Origin of the sequence: Gilliamella sp. Fer1-1 (genome assembly GCF_001690825.1) — a bacterium.
Classification (GTDB): Bacteria; Pseudomonadota; Gammaproteobacteria; order Enterobacterales; family Orbaceae; genus Gilliamella; species Gilliamella apicola_C.
In genome coordinates this window covers 1-22586 of the sequence record NZ_LZGX01000037.1, presented here as the reverse complement: position 1 = coordinate 22586, position 22586 = coordinate 1, and the positions used below count along the sequence as shown (strand labels likewise).

At 36.1% G+C, this 22586-nt stretch carries 15 protein-coding genes; 12 read left to right on the top strand and 3 right to left on the bottom strand.

What is annotated here, in order from left to right; genetic code table 11:
• Nucleotides 1-6: 6 nt before the first annotated feature.
• Complete coding sequence (rph, locus tag A9G28_RS05350) at nt 7-723, bottom strand: ribonuclease PH (protein ID WP_065568489.1); 717 nt, start codon at nt 721-723, stop codon at nt 7-9.
• A 159-nt stretch (nt 724-882) separates the two neighbouring features.
• Here rph and A9G28_RS05345 point away from each other — a divergent pair, with 159 nt between their 5' ends.
• The 3 genes from A9G28_RS05345 to A9G28_RS05335 all read left to right on the top strand — a co-directional run bounded on the left by A9G28_RS05345 (nt 883) and on the right by A9G28_RS05335 (nt 3435).
• Complete coding sequence (locus tag A9G28_RS05345) at nt 883-1749, top strand: YicC/YloC family endoribonuclease (protein ID WP_065579993.1); 867 nt, start codon at nt 883-885, stop codon at nt 1747-1749.
• A gap of 142 nt (nt 1750-1891) precedes the next feature.
• On the top strand, nt 1892-2503 hold the full coding sequence (locus A9G28_RS05340) for a tetratricopeptide repeat protein (protein ID WP_065579992.1): 612 nt from the start codon (nt 1892-1894) through the stop codon (nt 2501-2503).
• 44 nt (nt 2504-2547) lie between these two features.
• Nucleotides 2548-3435 (top strand): DMT family transporter, encoded by an 888-nt coding sequence (locus tag A9G28_RS05335; protein WP_065579991.1) that lies wholly within the window; start codon nt 2548-2550, stop codon nt 3433-3435.
• A 208-nt stretch (nt 3436-3643) separates the two neighbouring features.
• Here the strand turns inward: A9G28_RS05335 and A9G28_RS05330 are convergent, their stop codons facing one another.
• Entirely contained in the window at nt 3644-5035 is a 1392-nt protein-coding gene (locus tag A9G28_RS05330; RefSeq protein ID WP_065579990.1) for an MATE family efflux transporter, read from the bottom strand.
• A 391-nt stretch (nt 5036-5426) separates the two neighbouring features.
• Here A9G28_RS05330 and yejK point away from each other — a divergent pair, with 391 nt between their 5' ends.
• The 9 genes from yejK (at nt 5427) to A9G28_RS05285 (ending at nt 20043) form a co-directional block, all read left to right on the top strand.
• A complete protein-coding gene (yejK, locus tag A9G28_RS05325; RefSeq protein WP_065579989.1) occupies nt 5427-6431 on the top strand; it encodes a nucleoid-associated protein YejK in 1005 nt (334 codons plus the stop codon).
• Nucleotides 6432-6473: 42 nt separating this feature from the next.
• Entirely contained in the window at nt 6474-7319 is an 846-nt protein-coding gene (gene nfo / locus A9G28_RS05320) for a deoxyribonuclease IV (RefSeq protein ID WP_065579988.1), read from the top strand.
• Nucleotides 7316-8359, top strand: a complete 1044-nt coding sequence (locus A9G28_RS05315; protein ID WP_065579987.1) for a hypothetical protein — start codon at nt 7316-7318, stop codon at nt 8357-8359. The genes nfo and A9G28_RS05315 overlap by 4 nt, the downstream gene beginning before the upstream one ends.
• 171 nt (nt 8360-8530) lie before the next feature.
• Nucleotides 8531-8995, top strand: coding sequence for a hypothetical protein (locus tag A9G28_RS05310; RefSeq protein ID WP_065579986.1), 465 nt, complete (start codon nt 8531-8533; stop codon nt 8993-8995).
• Nucleotides 8996-9193: 198 nt separating this feature from the next.
• A complete protein-coding gene (locus A9G28_RS05305; protein WP_176702116.1) occupies nt 9194-12892 on the top strand; it encodes a DUF4132 domain-containing protein in 3699 nt (1232 codons plus the stop codon).
• Nucleotides 12868-13983, top strand: coding sequence for an ATP-binding protein (locus A9G28_RS05300; protein ID WP_141674690.1), 1116 nt, complete (start codon nt 12868-12870; stop codon nt 13981-13983). Before A9G28_RS05305 ends, A9G28_RS05300 begins: the two co-directional genes overlap by 25 nt.
• Nucleotides 13984-13999: 16 nt before the next feature.
• On the top strand, nt 14000-16627 hold the full coding sequence (locus A9G28_RS05295) for a DUF5682 family protein (RefSeq protein ID WP_081301509.1): 2628 nt from the start codon (nt 14000-14002) through the stop codon (nt 16625-16627).
• A 9-nt stretch (nt 16628-16636) separates the two neighbouring features.
• Nucleotides 16637-17809, top strand: coding sequence for a VWA domain-containing protein (locus A9G28_RS05290; RefSeq protein ID WP_065579983.1), 1173 nt, complete (start codon nt 16637-16639; stop codon nt 17807-17809).
• Entirely contained in the window at nt 17809-20043 is a 2235-nt protein-coding gene (locus tag A9G28_RS05285; RefSeq protein ID WP_065579982.1) for a hypothetical protein, read from the top strand. The genes A9G28_RS05290 and A9G28_RS05285 overlap by 1 nt, the downstream gene beginning before the upstream one ends.
• A 276-nt stretch (nt 20044-20319) precedes the next feature.
• On the opposite strand, the gene yccS is transcribed toward A9G28_RS05285, so the two are convergent.
• Complete coding sequence (gene yccS / locus A9G28_RS05280) at nt 20320-22455, bottom strand: YccS family putative transporter (RefSeq protein ID WP_065579981.1); 2136 nt, start codon at nt 22453-22455, stop codon at nt 20320-20322.
• Nucleotides 22456-22586: the final 131 nt, after the last annotated feature.

Here is a 22586-nt window from a genome sequence, read left to right as displayed (position 1 = left end):
AGCTGTTTAGTCGTTCAAAGCTTGTTTTTGTGCATCAATAATGGCGGTTATCCCATTTTTTGCTAATCCTAATAACGTTAACAGCTCTTCATGGCTAAATGGTTCACCTTCCGCGGTGCCTTGTATTTCAATAATTCGTCCGTCATCTGTCATTACAACATTCATATCGGTTTCTGCATTTGAATCTTCTATATATTCCAAATCACAAAGCGCTTGACCATCTACAATGCCGACAGATACAGCTGCAACTAAAGATTTAATTGGGTTTTGCTTAATTTTACCTTCGGCAACCATGTTATTAATGGCATCGTTCAGCGCAACACAAGCCCCAGTAATTGATGCTGTTCTTGTACCACCATCGGCTTGAATAACATCGCAATCTAGCGTGATAGTGTATTCACCTAATAATTCTAGATCGATCATTGCGCGTAATGATCGGGCAATAAGTCGTTGAATTTCCATGGTTCGACCTGTTTGTTTGCCTTTAGCCGCTTCACGTTGCGTACGTGAATTGGTTGCTCGTGGTAACATACCGTATTCGGCTGTTACCCAACCTTGATTTTTGCCTTTTAGAAAACGTGGTACCCCTTCATCAACAGTGGCATTACAAAGCACTTTGGTTTCACCAAATTCAACTAGTACAGAGCCTTCTGCATGCTTAGTATAATGACGGGTTATTTTTATAGGGCGGATTTGTTCCGCAGATCGACCAGACGGGCGCATGCAATTCTCCAATTGTTACAATTAAAAAATATCGTTTTGAACTCATTATTTAGGAGGACATCAACAAGATAGGGTTAATGTTTAGCCTAAGCTAAGAGCGCATTATACAGAATATATGATACAATGCCCAGCAAGTTTTTATTATTTTAAGGTGTTATTATGATTTGCAGTATGACCGCCTATGCAAGAAAAGAATTAAGTCAACCATGGGGAACCGCTTCTTGGGAGCTACGTTCAGTCAATCAACGTTATTTAGAAACTTACATTCGCTTGCCAGAACAATTTCGTTCACTTGAGCCTATCATCCGTGAAAAATTACGGAGTCGTTTAACTCGAGGAAAAATTGAATGTAATTTACGTTTTGAGCTAGATCCTGCGGGGCAACATCAAGAACTTTTGTTAAATAAAGATTTGGCTAAACAAATACTTAATGCAGCAAGTTGGGTGCAATCCGAGCATCAATCAGGGCAAACCAACCCAATTGATGTGTTACGTTGGCCGGGGGTTTTATCGGCTAAAGAGCAAAATCTGGATGCGATTTCCCAAGAAATTATAGCCTTATTAGATAGTGCGATTGATGATTTTATTACCGTGCGTGAGCGTGAGGGTAAAGCACTTAGCGATTTGATTGTTAAACGCTTAGCAGCCATTACTGTCGAAGTTGATAAGATTCGCAATTGGATGCCTCAAATACTAGAGTGGCAAAAAGAACGTTTAAAAGGCAAATTGCAAGAAGCCAATATCGAACTTGACCATTCTCGCTTAGAACAAGAGATAGTGATGCTTGCTCAACGTATAGATGTCGCCGAAGAACTTGATCGACTAATGACACACGTTAAAGAAACCTATTCTATTTTGAAGAAAAACGAAGCGATTGGACGTAGGTTAGATTTTATGATGCAAGAATTTAATCGCGAATCGAACACTATTGCATCAAAATCAATTAATGCAGATGTTACAGCTAGCGCAATTGAACTTAAAGTGTTGATTGAGCAAATACGTGAACAGGTACAAAATATTGAGTAATCAGTTAGTTAGTAAATAATGCACTTGGTATTATCTGCGGTATTGCTATAGGGGGATATAGGTACGATATAATTACGCGCTTTTTTCGCTCCTTTTATTTTTATAATTAAAGAAGTTTGTTTTGGTTAGAAAGGGAATTTATATGAAAAAGCTAATAATATTATTCTTATTGTTTATCTGTATGGTACCCCTTTCTTATGCTCAAAATTTTGAAGATATGAGTTTTGAGGAGTTATACAAAAAAGCGGCAGAAGAAAATAGTCCAGAAGCGCAATTTTACTTAGGTGTTAGGTATGTCCAGGGGGATTCTGTCGAGAAAGATGCACAAAAAGCAATAGAGTGGTATGAAAAATCTGCAGCGCAAGGCATTCCAGAAGCCGCTTTTTATCTAGGTTATTTATATTACTTAGGTGAAGGTGTAGAGCAAGATCACCGAAAAGCTTTTGAATGGTATCAAAAAGCGGCCGAAAATGGTGGTGCTGATGCTCAATATGCTTTAGGTGCTATGTATATTGAAGGTAAAGCAGTTGCTCAAGATTATGGTTTAGCTAAATATTGGTTTGAAAAAGCCGCTGCGCAGAATAATACTAAAGCACAATGGAATCTTGGCTTGTTGTATTATCGAGGTAAAGGCGTCAAAAGGGACAAAGAAAAAGCAGATGAATGGTTCAAAAAGTCGTATGAAAATGATGTGGAAGATGAATCTTGTGAGCGAGATATTAAAGTGAATAAAATGGGATTCAACCTTGATTAAACAACAAAAAATTGCCTACAAAACAATGAGTAATTTATGATTTAATGAACAAGTCTTTAGGTATTTTAGCCGTTATACTGGCTTCACTATTATGGGGTACAACAGGCACAGCAGCGACTTTTGCCCCTATGTTATCGCCTTTATTTATTGGTTCGTTCGCAATGGGGATTGGTGGAATATTGCAATGTGGGTTAGCCATTTCTTACATCGCCAAAAACCGTGCTTTATTAAGATTATACTATCGGTTTTTAATCGTGGGTGCATTAGCTGTGGCTATTTACCCTTTAGCTTTTTATTCGTCTATGCGTTTATCGGGTGTCACTATTGGAACGGCTGTTTCCATAGGTTCAGCGCCTATCTTATCCGCCATCATTGAATACCGAAGTCGTGATTTTATACCCACTAAGCAATGGGTTATCGGTTCCGTCTTGGGGATTATCGGCATGAGCATGTTGGTTTTTTCAGACAATTCGGCAACAACAATTCAATATAACCATATCAGTTTGGGAATTTTATTGGGGTTAGTTGCTGGTTTCACTTATGCACTTTATTCATGGACAGCACGGCAATTAATGTTAAAAAAGGTTAACAGTAAAGCGGCAATGGGGGCTACCTTTGGTTGTGGCGGATTATTACTGATTCCGGTGATGTTAATCACTGGCGCTGTTTTTTTTGATTCATGGAATAATATTGCTGTTGGCTTTTATATGGCATTAATACCTATGTTTTTAGGTTATCTTTGTTATGGATATGGATTATCAAAAATACCTGCCAGCATGGCAACTACGATCACCTTGTTAGAACCGGTCATTGCAGCAACCCTTGCCATGCTAATTGTGGGTGAAACATTGTCGTTAATTGGTTGGATTGGCATGCTACTTATTTTTATTTGTTTGGTAATGGTGTCATTATCAAACATAACGAAAAATTAACGAGATTATTTTGTTTACTGATTGGTTTTAAAAAATTTTAACCAGCCCAATTATTAATTAAAAAATAGCGATTAATGTTGCTAGTAGAATATTAGTTAAAGACACCTGTGTTGATGATAAAACCGATTCATTATTGAGATCTTTAACAGATACATTGTATTAATCTTAGTAAATGGGGAGCATAATGCTCCCTTTTTATTTTAGAATATTATTGATTAACTTGTTTTGGGTAATGCCGACTTCTTATCGATTTAAAATACCAAATCAGTACAGTCAAAGCGATTCCCGCCGATAACAGATCCGCAATAGGTGATGATGCCCAAACGCCGTTGAGATCAAACAAACGAGGTAATAGGTAAAGTGTTGGCAACAAAATTAAAATTTGTCTGGAAAGGCTGAGCAAAATAGAAATTTTTGCCATACCGATACATTGAAAAAAGCTAGTTGTCACCATTTGAAAGCCAACAAATGCAAAAGAAAGTGTTGTGTATCGAAGCGCTATTGCTGATGTAGAGACCAAGTCCTCATCTGAACTAAAAGCGCGTACTAAAATATCAGGGATAAAAAATCCAAGAAGAAACCCAATACTGGTAATCACCGTGGCAACTTTAACCGCATAGAAAAAGGTGGCTTTAACACGTGGATAGTTTTTGGAGCCATAATTATAACCAATAATTGGTTGCATACCTTGATTGATACCAATTACAACCATAATAATCAATGTAATTAACCTATTAGCATTTGAATAGCCCGCAATGGCATCATCGCTCGAAACTTCAGATAAAGGCGCATAATGTACTAGTTGCCAATTAATAAATACTACCACAATCGAGGCAGCTACTTGCATGGCAAATGGTGACATTCCAATTGATATTATTGATTTAATATAGGTTAAGTTAAGAGTGAAATTGCGCCGATATAGCTTAATACTGCTGTTTTTACTGATAAAGTGTTGCATCACAAATAAAAAGCTAATAAACATCGATAATGTGGTTGCAAAAGCCGCGCCACGCATTCCCCAACCAAGGCCAATAATAAAAATAGGTGCTAAAATAATATTGGCAATGACACTAATAAACATAGTTACCATTGCTTTGAATGGATAACCACTGGCTCGCATCATATTATTGTAATTAAACGTCAACGTAATAAAAATACTACCTGGTAAATAAACTTCTAAAAACTCTCTGGCATAGACATGATTGGTTGCACTAGAGCCAACAAAATGTAAAACAGGATCAACAAAATAGAGCAATAACGCCAAAGTAATACCACTTAAAACTGCGGTTAGCATAAACGATGTGCCAGCAACCTTTTCAGCCTTGTCGTTTTCGCCTCGACCTAAAAAAATCGATATTCGGCTAGCAGAACCAATGCCTACTAGCATACCGATGCCTGCCGTTAGGTTCATTACTGGCAAAATGATCCCTGCACCACTCAATGCTTCACGGCCAATCCAGTGACCAATAAAAATGCCGTCAATAATGTTATAAAGCGTATTGACAATGGTTCCAATTACAGCGGGCAGTGCATATTGCCAAAATAATGCACTAATTTTTTTATTTTTAAAATCGTTATAAACATCAAGAGAGTGAGCCATTGCTTTTAATTTCCTGCTGTTAAATATTGTACAGAAGTTACAGATAACTATGTGTTTGAGTTAAAAGAATATAATCATTATTGAAATTCGTTATGATTTATTCATGCCAGTTTGTTGGTTATATTACCAAAATAATAAACACGGTTTGCTATTTTTACTTATTTTTAATTATTGCTGACAGTGGTTTATAGCAACTACCCTAATTTATTCATTGCCATTATGGCGGTTAAATCTTGTCAAAAAATTTTAGGTAATGATGCGTTTTAGTATCTATTTGATGCAATTTGACTGTGCTAGTTTAACAGACTGGTAAATTGTTAATAGCACTTTTTCAACGCTTTGATAAAATAACGCTCTTAATGATTATTGCGATCCAATAGGAACCTCACCAATGAGCGTACAGATAGAAAAGATCATACTGCATAAATTAATTAGAAAAAGTGATACAGAAATCGAATTACAACTTCGTGATTCAATGCTAAATAATGAGCAGGCGGTTGTTAATCTAATTGAAGATATCAACCGTATTTATAACAACAAAAGCAAAGCCTATGGGCTATTTAATAGCGACAGCTTGTTTGAGCAATCGCTAAAAGAGTTACGCCTGGGTAATCAAGACTTTTTACATTTTAGTCAGGAATCAACCAAACAACTGCGTAACGAATTGGCTAAATATCCTTTTGCTGAAGGGGGCACGGTCGTATTTTGTCAGTATCGCTATTTAGCGGTTGAATACCTGATTATTGCGGTATTAAACAGCTGTTTAAGTATGCTAGTTAATGAAGACTTAGATATTAGCGAAACGCAATACCTCGATATCGCTCATGCTGACATTATTGCTCGAGTTGACATTACCGAGTGGGAAACCGAAGCTGACTCAAAACGGTACTTAACTTTTTTAAAAGGACGAGTAGGGCGCAAAGTGTCTGACTTTTTTATGGACTATTTAGGTGCTAGTGAAGGTTTAGATGCTAAAGCACAAAACAAAACGTTGGTTAAAGCAGTTGATGATTATTGTCAAGAAATGCAATTTGATAAACAAGACAAAACTAGCGCACGCGAAAATGTTTACAACTACTGTCAGGCACAATTACAAGCAGGTGAAGAAATTGAGCTGAAAAACCTAGCCAATGAGCTCCCAACAAATGGTGAAAATAATTTTGTTGAATTTATTAAAAATAGCGAATATGACTTAGAAGAAACATTCCCCGTTGATCGCAGTGCACTGCGTCAGCTTAAAAAATTTTCGGGTAGCGGCGGTGGGTTAACATTAAGTTTTGATTCGAATTTGTTAGGTGAACGCGTTAAATGGGATCCGCAAACGGATACGCTAGTAATTAAAGGCGTGCCACCTAATTTACGTGATCAGCTACAACGCAATAGTGGCACTAACTAATTATTCACTAATCATACACAAACAGCATTCTCAGGATAAAAAATGAAATATATTGGAGCACATGTCAGTGCCGCAGGTGGGGTGGATAACGCCCCAATTAATGCCTATCAAATTGGCGCAACCGCATTTGCGCTATTTACCAAAAATCAACGACAATGGCACGCAAAACCGCTTGAATCAGCAATTATCGACAGCTTTAAAAAGCGTTGTGAAAAATATGGCTTTACCAGCAAGCAAATTTTACCGCACGATAGCTACTTAATTAACTTAGGCCATCCTGATCGTGAACAGCTCGAAAAATCACGCACGGCATTTTTAGATGAAATGCAACGTTGTGAACAATTAGGTTTAACGTTACTGAATTTTCACCCTGGAAGCGATCTAAAACAAATATCGGTTGATGAATGTCTATCACGTATTGCCGAATCGATTAACATGACACTAGACAAAACAAGTAGCGTTGTGGCTGTGATTGAAAATACCGCAGGGCAGGGCTCTAATCTGGGCTACAAATTTGAACATTTAGCGCAAATCATTGACCAAGTAGAAGACAAAAATCGAGTGGGCGTTTGCATTGATACTTGCCATGCTTTTGCCGCAGGTTACGATCTCCGTACTGAAAAAGCGTGCCAAGAAACCTTTGCCGAATTTGAAAAAATTGTTGGTTTCAAATATTTACGAGGTATGCATTTAAACGATGCCAAAAGTGAATTTGCCAGCCATGTTGATCGCCACCATAGCTTAGGCAAAGGTAATATTGGCGAAGAAGCATTTAAATATATCATGCAAGATCCAAGAATTGACGAAATTCCGCTTATATTGGAAACCATTGATCCGGATATTTGGGCACAAGAAATTGCTTGGTTAAAGGAGCAAGTGAACTTATGATAAAAAAAGTATTCTACTTTTTTTGTATTTTTACTTTAGCTATGCCTAGTTTTTATAATTATGCAAAAAACCTTGAAAACAACACTTTGATAGAGTTTGATGGTAGTGGTTATCGGAAGGATATTCGAGTATATTCACTAGCATCTATTGATTATATTAAAGATGATCCTAACTTTATGTTTGTTTCATTATCTGATGATATTAAGTTATATGATGAAGAAAATAAGGAAAGTGTTTTTTTGATTCCAGAAGGCAAAAGAAAAAATTATAAAAAGAAAGAATATTTATTAACTGATTCGTATCGAGCTAAGTTCTTTTCTGAAGTGGGGATATCTGAAGACGATACTGTTTTTATTTATGATTATGATCAAAATTATTTAAAATCATTTCCTATTAATAGCTTAAAAGTTTTAGCTATTGTTAATCCTTATAAAGACGCAGATGATGGTCCTTTCTATTTATCTGATTATATGTTTGGTTTTAAATTAGATTCAAAAGGATTGAAAGATTATTCATATAGCAATCTTGTTTATATTGGTAAAGAAAATCCTTTTGTTCAAAAGCCCTTAACGCCTTTATTTTGGAACAAAATTGATGAAAAGGATTCTCCTGTTCTTGATGAAAATGATGACATTACCTCTTTAGCATTTGATGGCGATTTGAAAGATTTAAAAAAAGTGGATAGTTATTTGGCTCAAGCAAATGGTTTTCGTTTTTTTATAGAAAATTATACAATAAAAAATGAAAGTGCATTTTTCCATAGTGGTGAAATCATCGCAAGACATTTAATTATATTAGACTCTGACTCCAATATAATAACGAATGTGATTGACGGTATAATGGAAGGCGACATGTTTTACCCGTTAAATAACTTAAATAGCAAAGATGAGCCTATATATCAATGGACAGGTAAAATTTTAAAGAATGAACCACCTGTTGTATTTGGTTTTAAATCATCATCGTTTGCTTGTACTCCTATTTTTCAATTTATGCACCCATTGCACGACTATTTTGTCCCAAGGTGTGATGCTCGGCACTGATATCCGATAAATTATTTTTATCTGAAAAACCGTAAAATCTCGTTCTTGAGAGGAAGAAGATGTTAATAGAGTAAATTTTATGTAGGATTCTTTTTAAAAAGATTATCTATTTTTAGTATAGCTACAATAATTATATAAATAACAAATTTAGTTAAAATAAGGAATAGCGGTTTGAATCAATCAGTATCGTCACTAGCAGGGCTTAATATTCCACCTTATTACCCAATTGAAGAAAGCCCTTTACCAGCTAGTTTTAGGCAGACTATGCAACAAAATTATGCGCAGCAATTAGTCATGTTAGCCGCAAAAGCAAAAAACGAAGCTGATGATAATGCGATTTGGGGTAGAAATTATCATTATGCGCATGAACGTAATGCAAAATTAAAAGCATGGACATCAGATACTCTTGATGATGTTTTTGCTTATTTAAATGGCGCAGAAAAAGAACCCAGTTTAGATCTAAACAATAATAATCAATTTATTTGCCAAGACAATCTACTATTACTTACGTTGTACCGAGAATGTCGCCAAAAATTACCAGAATGCCACGTATGGCATTTATTACGTGCATATTATATTGAAACAAATATGCAAATTACCCATAAATTAGATTTACTTTTTGAAAAAGAGGAATAACTCCAGTAAGCAGATTTGTGACAATTTACTGACTTATTAGCCAAAATAATACTAAGCGAGCAAAAGGCAAAGCGATATATCGCAGATATTTTTAACGAAATTTTCTTTACCTTTTTAATTTGCTGAAGGTTATGCGGATTATATAGCCGTTGCGAACGCTTTAGACAGATTGAATCCAGAATGGATGGAGAAAGAACTATGAATAAAATAAATCAATTATCATCACAACAACTAATTACCGCCATATTTGAACCTGTAAAGCAATTGAATAAAGCCATGCCAGAACGTATTACTCAATATATTTTATATGGTGAAGACCCAAACGTGTTGGTTGATTTAAATCAGTTAAGCCAATCTTCAAACTCGACGAAAAATCTTTATGAATTACTTAGAAGACCTTGTGATTTGTATATCATTAGCCTTGATGACAAAGCGAATTCATCGGAAGATGCAAGAATAGCTTTTTACCAACGTTGGACTGATGAGTATTCTAATGAACAGATAACCCGTTTTGCCCGAGTTTTAGCCGCAGTTTGTAGCAATTTACACTTTATTAAACTCATTACTTCACAGGTACCATCTTGGTTTTTATATCTGCTATATGATGGTCTGATTACCACAATGACAGATTGTATTAACGAGGATCAACGACAAAATTGGTCAATTAAACAATTACATCAATTGCTTGATGCTCAAGAGCCAGAATCAAGCCAAAAGTTACTAATGGCTATTTTTGATCGTCAAAATATTTCAATTAACTATCAGAGTTATTTCAGAAATTTCTTTATAATTAATGATTTATTACCTTATATTATTGAGCATATCGAGATTTTCAAACAATTACCCGAGCAAGGTATTGCGGTATTAGGGCAAGTTGAGCAATTAAAATATATCCAACAACATCCTGAGCTCCACACACTGATGATTGACTTTATTGCTGTACAGTCATTAAATAGCTCAAAACAAGTTAGCCAGCTAGCAACGGAAATGCTACTTAGCTCTCCGCGCGAAATAGTACAACCACATTTACAACGGTTATTAACCTCAGGTACCGTTAAACAACGTAGCAGTGCTGCGACATTGCAAGCTAGAATGTCATCTGATCCGACAATTTTACAACAAGCCTTAGCTAGCGAAACAAATAAAACCGTTATTACGGCAATTGAAAGTGCACTGTCTCGGCTTGAAAGTGCCAATGCCGTTGAACAACAAGCAACGTTGGTCATTGCTGATTTCGAGCCAATACAAGATATTGATTTACCAATCAATGCTCGAGATATTTTGCAACAAAATTATGAAGAATATTTGATAGAATGTGAAAAAGCAGCGCAAAAAGAGGCTGAATATAATAAAAAATATTTAACAAATTGGACGACAGAAGCAGAAACATATAAAGCTTTAAAAGCGGTCACATCGAAAGATTTGGATGATATATATCACTATTTAAATGGTAAAATTGAGCTTTCGGCATTATTTAAAAAAGCAAATAATAGCTTCAGTACGTCATTTGTATTGGCTAAAAATAGGCTACAAAATTTACCCGAATGTACACTTTTTCATTTTTTGCGTGCGGCTAGATTGGCTGATAAGTATTCTGGCATTTATTATTTTCAACAATTATATGAAAAAAACGAATTTTTAAAAGACTTTGATCTTAGGCAGATAGCCTATGTATTAGCAAAACTTGATGATCCTGAACGTTCTCTCTATGCTATTGCTTTGCCATTTTTAACCACAGACACTTATCATGAGTTCTATGAAAATGAGCCAAACAAATTATGGCCATTTTTTGCCGAACATGAATTTTTGCTTGATGAGGCGTTGGGATTTGCTCCAGCCAACAAAATCTGGTCGTATATCAATATAGATAAAGCGAGCGCTATAAAAATATTACAAACTTTTCCAACTTTGCCTGCTAAATATGTTTCTTATCTATGTGAATTAGCCTTGGAAGAAAGCAAACAAATACGCTATACAGCGCAAGATGCTTTAAGTGTAATACCAAATATTCACAACCAAGTGGAGCAGGCGTTATCATCGGCTAAACAAGAAGTGCGTATTGCAGCAGCTAATTGGCTTGCACAGTTAGGGCAAAAATCTTCGATTAAAGCATTAAATGAGGCTTTACAAAAAGAAAAGCGCGAAACCGTACAAGCGTCATTATTAATTGCGCTTGAAAAAATTGGTGAAGATATTAGCCAGCAATTAACCACTAAAAAACTATTAGCCGATGCACAAAAAGGCTTAAAAGGTAAAAAACCTACTGATTTTGATTGGTTTGATGTAACGCTAATACCATCATTAACTTGGCAAAATGGAGAAGATGTTGATCCACAAATTGTGCAATGGTGGGTATGGTTAGCTGTCAAGTTGAAAGAACCCGCTAACCCATTATTAGGCATTTATAGCCGTTTATTAAGTTTGTCAAGCCAACAACTATTAGGCGAATTTATTTTACAAAGTTTTATCAAACAAGATACTTGTAGACCAACAGTGGAAGAGGCTGAGGCACAAGCCAATTTATTGGCGGATAAGCGCTTACAACAATGTATCAAGTGGTATCAACAATATCCTCAATATTACCCAAGTTATGCCAATATCACTTTTGAACAAATATTTGAAGAGATAAAAAATGAAACACTTGCCGTCTATCTTGGATCGGCCATTAAAGCAAAAGGTCTATTAGCATTAACTCGTGGTATTGAAGGTCGTGTTGCGGTTTCACTAGTACGTAACTATATGAAAGATCATCAACAACGACGAGCACAAATTGAGGCCATGCTTGAACCACTTGCAAATAGTGATGATCCACTTATTACGCAACTCCTCTTATCGCTTGCACGCCGTTATCGTACCGCATCGATACAAGAAAAAGCACGATTATTGGTGGAAAATATTGCGAAGCGTAATGGTTGGACGACCGATGAACTCGCTGATCGCACCATTTCTACCGCAGGGTTAGATGATAATGGGGTGTTAACGCTCGATTATGGCGAACGAATTTTTACGGCGAGTTTCGATGATAAATTTAAATGGCATTTAAAAAATTCAGATGGTGATGAAATTAAAGCGTTACCTGAAGCACGTAAAAGTGAAGATGTAACGTTAGTGAAAGAAGCTAAAAAACAGTTTACTAACAGTAAAAAAGAGCTAACGCAATTACTCAATATGCAAATGACCCGTTTTTATGAAGCCATGTGCGCACAGCGCCATTGGCGAGTTGAGGATTGGCAAAAATACTTGCAACCACATCCAATTGTGGGAAGGCTTGTTCAACGTTTAATTTGGCTTGAATTAGATGACAAAGGGCAAATTGTAAATAGCTTCAGGCCAACCGAAGATGGTAGCTTAATTACTACAGACGATGATGAAATTTCATTAAATCAAGTAAATAAAATCGTTGTTGCACATTCGGCATTGCTATCAAGTGATAACATAAAAGCTTGGCAACATCATCTTAAAGACTACAAAGTCACGCAACTATTTGAGCAGTTTACACACTCATTACCCGATGTGAGTAAAGTTGAAAATAATATTATCAATGAATGCTTTGGCTGGTTAACTGATAGCTTTACCCTACGTGGCATTTTAACAAAATTGGGCTATAAACGTGATGCTGTTGAAGACGCAGGTTGTTTTTATGGCTACTATAAATATTTTGTTGGCCTTAATCTGTATATCAATATTGAATTTAGCGGCAGTATGGTACCTGAAGAAAATGTTCCTGTGGCACTTTTTAACCTGTATTTTAGTAAAAAACCCGGTTTAAAACACCGAGCAATTGAACTTAATCAAGTGCCGCCTGTATTGCTTGCAGAAGGCTATGCTGATTATATGGCTGTTGCTAAGGCCAGCAGTGGTTTTGATCCAAAATGGGAGCAGAAGCTATTATGGTAAAAAACGCACAAGCTATTCGTTTAAGTGCTGAACAACGTTATGCTGATGAGCTAAATACGCTACTTGAATTAGATAATGCAAACAATAAACCTCAAGGTTGGAACTTATCACCCAAATTAGTACGGCAATTTATTTTAGGTAATAAAGAGCTGGGCATTAGTCGTAAATTTTTTGGTGATGATCCGCTGGTCGATCGGGCAATTGTTTCTTTACTTGGTAAACAAGGTTTGATGTTAGTCGGTAAGCCGGGGACCGCTAAATCGATGTTGTCTGAATTGCTAGCGGCAGCGATTAGTGGCGATTCAAATCTTACTATTCAAGGCACGGCTGGCACCAGTGAAGATCATATCCGATATGCTTGGAATTACGCTTTACTATTAGCCGAAGGACCAACAGAGCGCGCATTAATCGGCTCGCCTATTTACCATGGTATGCAACAAGGTAAAATTGTTCGTTTTGAAGAGATCACGCGTTGCCCACCCGAAATTCAAGATGCACTGGTATCATTAATGTCTGAAAAGCAAATGATGATCCCTGAAATGGGGCAAAGTGTAAAAATGAGTGCTAAGCCTGGATTTAATCTTATTGCTACGGCAAACTTGCACGATCGTGGTGTGCACGAAATGTCGGCTGCATTAAAACGTCGCTTTAATTTTGAAACGGTTAATCCTATTACAGATAAAAATTTCGAAATAGAATTAATTCAAACACAACTTAATCAGGAATTAGGCGAATTAAAATCACAAGTCATTGTCCCTATTGATGTCATTGAACTGCTAGTGACCACATTTCAAGAGCTAAGACAAGGGCAAACGCAAAATGGCACTCACCTTAAAGTGCCTGATGCCGTGATGTCAACGGCTGAAGCTGTGAATATTGTGTATGCTTCAGCATTAGATGCTTATTATTTTGGTGATGGCACACTAAATGGGGGGCAGATTGCCAAACAACTGATAGGTGTTGTTTTAAAAGATAATGCTGACGATATCAAACGAATTCAATTTTATATGGATAATGTGGTGCGTGAACGGGCTAAACATTCATCGCAATGGCACTCGTTTTATCAGGTATCTAAACATTTTTGGAAATAATTAATCAATAATGATAATGAGCCGATCACAATTACCACAACGCCTACAACATGCTTTAATAGGTAAAGATGCTTTGCAACAACAGCAGATCTATTTTGCGCCTGTACGTCATCATAGTCCTGCTTGTAGCTATGCTGTTAGGCAACTGATTAACCAAATTAAACCTACCCATGTTTTAATTGAAGCGCCTGCGAGTTTTTCATCCATACTCGATGAATTATTACATCACGAAACTGAGCCCCCTATAGCCATACTTTGCCAAGCTGATATCCAAATAGCAAAATACCTAAATAATGAAGAGCAGGCGATAGGTAACAAGCAAGATAACGAAAAAGATAACGAAAAAGATAACGATAATGAATTGCTATCAGCAACGGAATTGATTACGCGCACCGCATTTTACCCATTTTGTAGCTACTCGCCTGAATGGCAAGCAATGCAATTGGCCAAAAAATACCATGCCAATATTCAATTTATTGATCTACCTTGGGCTGAGCAAGCTGTTCAAGAAATGATGCCAAAGCATGATGCATCATTGTTATGTGAAACCTATTTGAAACACAGTGAATATATTACGCAATTAGCTAGAAAATTACACTGTCGTGATCATGACGAAGTTTGGGAACATTTGTTTGAGTTACGTGATTTTGCTGATATTGCTAACTGGCGCACTTTTTTTGAAGATACTTTCATTTGGTGTGCCATGGCAAGGCTAGAGTATACTGCTTCATCGCTTGAATTAGAAGGCTCTAGCCAACGAGAACAGCATATGATAACGGCAATTAGGCAATTAAAACAGTCCATGCCAGAGGCAAAAATTGTCGTTGTCACAGGGGGATTTCACACTTTAGCGTTGTATGAGGGATTGGCGAACGCAAAACTCATTGTACCGAACAAAGCAAAAATTAATAAAGTAAATCAACAGCGCGAGGCGAAACAATGGCAAAATAAACGTGATAGTGATCGAACTTGGCTTATTCGTTATAGTTTTGAGCGGCTTGATGCATTAAACGGCTATTTTGCCGGTATGCCTTCTCCTACTTATTATCAAGAAGTGTGGCAGTCAATGCTAGCTTATGAACAAAATTATGAACAAAATCAAGCGCAAACTACACAAGATCACCGACAAGCACAAGCCTTGCAATTTTTATCAAATATTGTGCAGCAATTACGAAAACAGCAAAGTGTTGATAATGGCGTCAATAATGAAATTGGCTTGGTACCCTTAAAATCTGCGATTGAACAAACCTATTTATTAGCCGAGTTACGAGGGCATTGTGGGCCAGGACGATATGATTTACTTGATGGTATACAGTCAGCCTTTATCAAGGGTAGCATTCATGATGTGCGTGGAGAATTTTGGCAAATAATTCATCGTACTTTATCGGGCGACCAATTTGGCAAAATCCCAAGTAACATTGCTTCACCGCCGTTAGTCAATGAGGTTTACGCAATGCTCAAAAAGTATCGTTTTAAATTAGACGATACATTACCTAAAATTGCACATATTGATATTTACCGTAAACCTGAACATCGGCAACGGAGCCGTTTTTTACATCTGCTGGCTTTTTTAGATGTTGGCTTTGCCCAGCGCCTTGATGGCCCCAATTACCAGTATGGAACACGGTTAACCATCATGTTTGAAGATTGGCAATACCAATGGACACCAATGGTTGAAGCCAAGTTAATTGAGCTATCACAACAAGGCACTCGGTTAGAACACATTGCTTTACAAAAACTACATCTATTGATGGAGTCATTAACCGAAGATGGCATAACCCAACCTTGCCAACTTGTTGTTCAAATTATGCTAAAAGCGGCTTTAATGGGATTTCCATCCTATTTTACAACGTTATTGACAAAGCTATCAAAATACTTAGATACGGACAATACATTGTCATCATTAGTTGATTGTGGGCATCGATTACTTTATTTATGGCAGGGGCGTGATTTTTTAGCGCTTAATGATAGTGTCACTTTGTTAGCTTTATTAGCTAAAGTACCAAGGCAAGCTTTTTTCTTGCTAGATACATTAAAGCAATCAGATGAGCAACAACAGCAAGAAAATTTCAATACATTATTATCACTTAGAGATCTACTCAATAATTTACCTGAGCAACTTAACTCGAAAAAGCTTAAGCAGGATTTTTATTTTAATTTACAACGTTTACAGCCTTTATTAACCCAAGCGCCACTAATTCGTGGTGCCATTGATAGTCTCTGCTACCTAGATTCGCAAATTAGCCAATCAGAACTTGATGAAAAAATAAAAATTGCTTTTGATTTAGGTGCTCAATATGAACAGGTAAGTAGTTATTTAACTGGCTTGATTCAATGTTCACCAGAATTACTTATTCAATCGTCGCAACTGCTAATGAGCCTTGATGAATTGTTGGTACATTGGGATCAAGAAAAATTTATACAAATACTGCCTGATTTACGATATGCCTTTGCAAAGTTGACGCCGAAACAAAATGCGACAATTGCTGAAAAAATTGCTAAAAAATATCATATCAAAAAGCAGAGCATGGACTTTGAACAATATAAATTTAGTGATGACGACTTACAAAAAACACTCGCTTTAGAATTTGCTATTTGCCAGTATATTAATCAACAACAACTCCAAGATTGGTTTAAACGGTAAGGTATAAACATGAATAATAATAAACCAATAATCGACACGCAAACCGTTAATCATATTAAACGATGGCGGTTGATTTTAGGTAAATATGCTGATCATCACCTTAATCAAATAGCATTCGATCAAAATGATCTTAGGTTAGCACAATCATTAGATTTCCTTTATCGGCATGAATACCGTCAACGAGGGTTAAACGTGGATGAACAAGATCACACAAAGCACAAAGGGAAGGGCGGTAGCAATCATCATTCTGTGTTTAACACCATTAGTTGGTTAAATAAAACGCGAAAACTATTTCCTAAAAGCACTTTTGAACGAATGCAACAGCAGGCAATAGAACGTTATCAATTACACGAGATCTTAAACGATCCTAGCGTTATTAATGCGTTAGAACCCAATATGAATTCGCTGCATTTATTAATGAATTTTCGGGGGCAATTAAAAAAAGAGGTTTATTTGGCAGTAAAAGAATTGATTCAAAGGGTTGTTGATCAGATCTTACAAAAAATTAAACCCAATTTTATTAATGCGATAAGCGGTAAAAAACATCGATTTCGACCTTCCCAAATACGTTGTAGCCAAAACTTCGATTGGCGAGCTACAATGAAAGCCAACTTAAAACATTTTGATCAAAACAACCAGCGACTGATGATTGAAAATGTCATTTTCAACTCGCGAATGAATAGGCATTTACCTTGGGATATTATTTTATGTGTTGATCAAAGTGCATCAATGAATAACTCAATTATCTATTCTGCGGTTTGTGCAAGTATTTTGGCGAAATTACCTACAATTAATTTGCACTTGTTTGTTTTTGACACGCAAATTGTTGATCTTACTCATTTAGCTCACGATCCTGTTGAAGTGCTTATGAGCGTTCAGTTAGGTGGCGGAACAAATATTGCAAAAGTGCTTAATTATGCTGAACAAAAAGTCAAAACCCCGCATCGAACTATTATGGTATTGGTTAGTGATTTTTGCGAAGGGGGATCACTCATTGAACTTTATATCACCGTGTCAAGGATGAATAGTAACCGCATTAAAATGTTAGGATTAGCCGCATTAGACGACAATGCCGAGCCGGTTTATGATTTGCAAATCTCACAGCAATTAGCTAATCGAGGTATGCAAATTGCTGCATTAACGCCTGAACATTTTGCTACTTGGTTAGCGGAGGTTATGTAATGAGTTGGCAGCAAATTTATTTAAATTATGATCAAGACGCTTTAGCGCTTTATGCTAACATTGGTTTAATTCGCCGCGCTCGTAAAGATATTGAGGCAAATAAAATTGAATTTATTCAGCAAGAAAATAATAATGTTTTGCAATTCAATGCTGATGGACAACAAGTTTGTTTGCCTGCACAAGGGATTCAAGCCGCTAGTTGCAGTTGCCCAGCGCATGGGCATTGTAAGCATATCATATCGGCTGTTTTATGGTTGCAAGCGCATAATTCGGAGCATGGTTCAGCAAATAGTTTAGCAAATAGCTCAGCAAATAACTCAGTACCAGAAGAAACTCCCTCTCATTGCACTAAACAAGATGATAAAAGCCCAATAAAACCATTAACGCCATTAGATGATTTGAATAAAGCTAATAATCAGGCTAAACAAGATCAGATTAAGCCAATCACGCCTTTAACTAACGTGTTAACTGAATTATTATCATTAGATGCCAGCAAGCTTTTAAAAAAAGCAGGTAAAGCGAACACACTGACGGCTTATGAACTTGTATGCAATTGGCAAAACAATAATTTACTGACAATTCAATACCAACAATCGCAACAATCGCAACTACGTATTACGGTACCTGAAAGTTCTGAACCTATTATTTATATAGCAGGAACAGGTTTTGATGGGATGATCTCAGCGCTCCCCATAAAACAAAAAATGGCCGTGCATTTAGCCATTATTGCTTATCTTTTTGAACAAAATAATCAAGCATGGCAATGGCCAGTAACCGTAGATCAGATAAAAAATGAGACTCAACTACTTTCACTTGAAGAAATTACCCTCATAAAACAGATTCAAACATATATTTATAAGCTTATTTATCAAGGCTTATCTCATATTAGTCATAATCAACTATCGCATTTACAATTATTCAATATATCAGCCAAAACACAAAATTTACCGCGGTTGGCGGCAATGCTTAGGCAACTATGTCAATTGGTTGAATTACTGGCTAACCGCCATTTTACCGTTGAAGAACAAGATATTTTACTGTTTTTGGGGCAGATAAAAGCTTATACCGAAATGCTATTACATAATCAAGGTGAACCGCTTAGCAAATTGCGAGGTAAGATAACGCGCCAATATAAAACAACAGAGCAAGCACTTGACTTATTACCATTAGGGGGACGTTGGTGGCAAAGTAGAACAGGAGCCGTTGGTGCAACATTTTACTTTTGGGATATAAAACAACAACAATACCAAGAAACGACATTAGCCAGAACTGATAAAAATAATATCAATTTTAACCGTGTAACAATTTGGAACAGTATGTCGATATGGCAAACATCCCCTGATAGGTTAATGCAAAATGCCATAACACTTCACCACCCACGTATATCCCAAGATGGCGAGTTAGCCAGTAGTGGTTCGACCGCTACGTTACAACAAAACGGGTGGAATGATGAAAATTATCTTAAATTTAAAGCAACTACAGGCTTCCAAAATTGGTCAGTATTAAATGGTTATTTGCAAAATAGCCATTTGGATGACGTGCTTTTTAATGAGGTAGTATTTGTTCATATACAAAATAACGATAAACCGTATTTTGATGAAATTAGGCAAAGTTTAGTTTGGTGCGTAAAAGATGCCGAGAAAAACCAGTTATTTTTACGGCTGTTTTGGGATGAATATAGAAAATCACGCATTGAGGTTTTACGTAGTTTTCTAGAAACACAAAATCAGCCTTTAACCATATTAGTGAAAGTCGTAAAAAACGAGAGTTTTTTAGATTTAGAACCTTTCGCTTTACTTTATAAAGCACAAAAAACAAATGAAATAAAAACCTTAAATCTTGATTTTGAAGATTCTTGGCGCCGAAGAAAAACCGTAGTGGCCGAACACATGTTTCTCTCAAATACTTATACAATGCGAAAAATGCAGTTAAGCGAAAATAATTACACTAAAGATTCGCTTTCAACTTTTATTATTCAGCCACTATTAACAATACTTGAAAGTGTGGCTTGTTCAGGACGACTTGAATTATTTATCGATCAAAAACAGCAATTGAAAGCAATTCAACATGATTGTGATACTTTAGGATTAAACTCGTTAAGTTTAGTGTTAAACAAAATCCTTAGCAATCAACTCATCTCGATAACGCATCTATTACAAGCGGTTTATTTATGTTATCTATTAAAAAAAATGCATTATCAATTACCTATACAGCTTATTAAGCCGAATTGTTAGCTTAAAAATCGTTCAGAAAAGCTATTGATTTTATTGAAGTTTTTTGGCGCAATTGCTTTCTCATCCTAAATCATTTTAAAGTCGTTAAAATGGTTGTTATTGATGCCAAAATGAATCGCCAATGCATTAATCGTAAAAATGATTAAACTCTATAAAAAGTAAAAGTGGTGATTCAATCTGATAAATTAATCAATCGTTTTTTAGTAAGTAAAGAAATAATGAAAAACGTTATAAGAAAATTCGCCTTGCCTTAGTGTAACCTTGCTTTAGTATAACTTAGCTTTTTAGGCTACCAGCCAGAGCAATTAACTCTGGCAGAATATCTAAAATTAACACCAACTGTTGCATAACTAACAAATCATTATTGGCTAGATTATCATTGATCGAGAGCGTTTCAATATAATCTGTGGTCGATTTTTTTATTAATTGATATTTTTCATCCAGTTTTTTATCTGTTAACAGATTGATAATATACACGGATAGATCGTCAAACAGTTCAAGTGTGTGGGGCGAAATCCCTTTATCTCGATGTGCGCCTAAGGTAGAAAGATAACTAATCAATGTATGATTAAGGGTTAATAAACGAAATCCTTGATCAATAACAGTTGGGTTCATATGAGGCTCTTTTGTCATCAAACTAATTAAAGACGATAAATCGGCATTGCTATCATGAGCGGCTCGCCTTGCTAATCGATATTGCGGATCGTTGGTTTTTCCTGATAAGTACTGGCTACCAATTAGTGCTAAATAATGGCTGTCATCATGACAAACTCGATCAATCAATTTCGGTAAGTTTCTAAATTTCCAATCAGGCCAAATAAAACTGACGGCAAACCACGCAATAAAACACCCTATTAAGGTGGCAATAATGCGTGAAATAGCCACCGAAATGCTACTTTCACCAATCAGGCTAAAGCTAAAAAATACTAACAATGTAATAAAGGCGGTGGCGTAAGCATATTGTGAATTTTTAAATAAAAAGAATAACCAACCAGTAATGATAATTAACACTAACTGCTCTTCAACGCTAGGAAATAAATAAGTAAGAGGAATGCCAATAATAATACCTAATAGAGTGCCGATTACACGTAATTTTAATCGGTGTTTTGTCGTTGAGTAATTAGGCTGGCAAACAAATAGGCTGGTTAAGATAATCCAATAGCCATGAGTAAGTTGGAAAAAGGAAAGTACCATATAGCCAACAAATAAGACAAGGCTCATACGAATTGCGTGGCGAAATAATGCTGATTTAATCGTCAAATTACGTTTAATTTTGCTAAAAATATCATGAAAGCTTGTTAACTCTTCGTCAACTAATTGGTTATCTTCTTGTTCTTTTGATAGATGTTGCTCAGTATCAACATTGGCTAATAATAGATCAATAGATAGCAAGTTTTGATATAAGCTTTGCAAAGATTTAACCAATAATGCATTGTTTTTATCACGAATTTGATATTGTTTGATAGCTTCTTCAAGGTACGAAAAGTAATGCACAAACAGGGGATCGTGCTGATAAGTTTGATTTAGCTTAATTGACACAGCTAACTTAGTGCAAGCTTTGCCTTGCAAATTTAAAATACGGGCAAACCGAAACAAAATATCGCTATGCTTAAAATGCTGGCTTAAAGTTTGATAATTGCTATGTGACGAGCTAGCCCGCTCATGAATATCTTGTGCGACAAAATAATAGTTAAGCATCTTTTTGACAGAAGATTGCCCTCTGTAACTCTTTAGTCGATTAAACAGTGTGCTTTTGGTTTGATTAAAAGCATTAACCAACTGATTATTGCTATCGGCCAATTGTTGTGTTTGTTTGATAAAATGATTGGTTTCATCGGGATCAAACATGGCCGCTTTATCATCAAGATATTGTGCCAACTTTAAAAAACAGTAAGATAAGCCTTGTTGTGTTGTCCGAATTGGTTGAATCATTGATTCAATAAACGAAACAATACTATACCAAAGTGTTCCTAACAACAAAAAACAGGGTAATGTATAGTTATCTGTATATAAATTATGCCCAAGCATGGTATAGGCAGCAATCAAAAGTGACCCAAAAGCAATGACGCCATAACGTTGCCCAAGCGTACCTAGCATAATAAAAATAAATGTTGAAGACATCAGCCCCACAATAAACAATGCCGGGTAATCAAATAACCACTCGACCGAAAAAGTCGCAATAGAAAAACAGAACAATGTCAGTATGATATTAATACAGCGACTTAATGGGCGGGTGTCGATTTCAGTTAAACCTGCCGCGACAACGCCAAGAGTCAGCGGAATAACCAGCGAAGTGTGTCCTAAATACCACGGAACCAACGTCGATCCCGTTAAACTAATTAACATTCGAAGACTAAAAAGAAGATTACTGCTGTAAAAGACTTTACGTAAAGTCAAAATGAATGCGTGCACGGTGTATACGGTTTAGTGTGAGTTGTAATGGTGGTTGGTAGCATACTATATTGTCGGGATTTGTGGAAGAGTAGGCAAAAATTGTCATTCTTTATAAGGCGAAAATAAAAAATTAAATAAAATCAATACCT

What these genes read in the sequence shown, in the direction of transcription:
- A9G28_RS05295 (WP_081301509.1), top strand. Translation starts at nt 14,000, where the DNA reads ATGAGCCGATCACAATTACCACAACGCCTACAACATGCTTTAATAGGT.
- nfo (WP_065579988.1), top strand. Translation starts at nt 6,474, where the DNA reads ATGAAATATATTGGAGCACATGTCAGTGCCGCAGGTGGGGTGGATAAC.
- yejK (WP_065579989.1), top strand. Translation starts at nt 5,427, where the DNA reads ATGAGCGTACAGATAGAAAAGATCATACTGCATAAATTAATTAGAAAA.
- A9G28_RS05285 (WP_065579982.1), top strand. Translation starts at nt 17,809, where the DNA reads ATGAGTTGGCAGCAAATTTATTTAAATTATGATCAAGACGCTTTAGCG.
- A9G28_RS05340 (WP_065579992.1), top strand. Translation starts at nt 1,892, where the DNA reads ATGAAAAAGCTAATAATATTATTCTTATTGTTTATCTGTATGGTACCC.
- A9G28_RS05290 (WP_065579983.1), top strand. Translation starts at nt 16,637, where the DNA reads ATGAATAATAATAAACCAATAATCGACACGCAAACCGTTAATCATATT.
- A9G28_RS05300 (WP_141674690.1), top strand. Translation starts at nt 12,868, where the DNA reads ATGGGAGCAGAAGCTATTATGGTAAAAAACGCACAAGCTATTCGTTTA.
- A9G28_RS05315 (WP_065579987.1), top strand. Translation starts at nt 7,316, where the DNA reads ATGATAAAAAAAGTATTCTACTTTTTTTGTATTTTTACTTTAGCTATG.
- A9G28_RS05305 (WP_176702116.1), top strand. Translation starts at nt 9,194, where the DNA reads ATGAATAAAATAAATCAATTATCATCACAACAACTAATTACCGCCATA.
- rph (WP_065568489.1), bottom strand. Translation starts at nt 723, where the DNA reads ATGCGCCCGTCTGGTCGATCTGCGGAACAAATCCGCCCTATAAAAATA.
- A9G28_RS05330 (WP_065579990.1), bottom strand. Translation starts at nt 5,035, where the DNA reads ATGGCTCACTCTCTTGATGTTTATAACGATTTTAAAAATAAAAAAATT.
- A9G28_RS05335 (WP_065579991.1), top strand. Translation starts at nt 2,548, where the DNA reads ATGAACAAGTCTTTAGGTATTTTAGCCGTTATACTGGCTTCACTATTA.
- A9G28_RS05345 (WP_065579993.1), top strand. Translation starts at nt 883, where the DNA reads ATGATTTGCAGTATGACCGCCTATGCAAGAAAAGAATTAAGTCAACCA.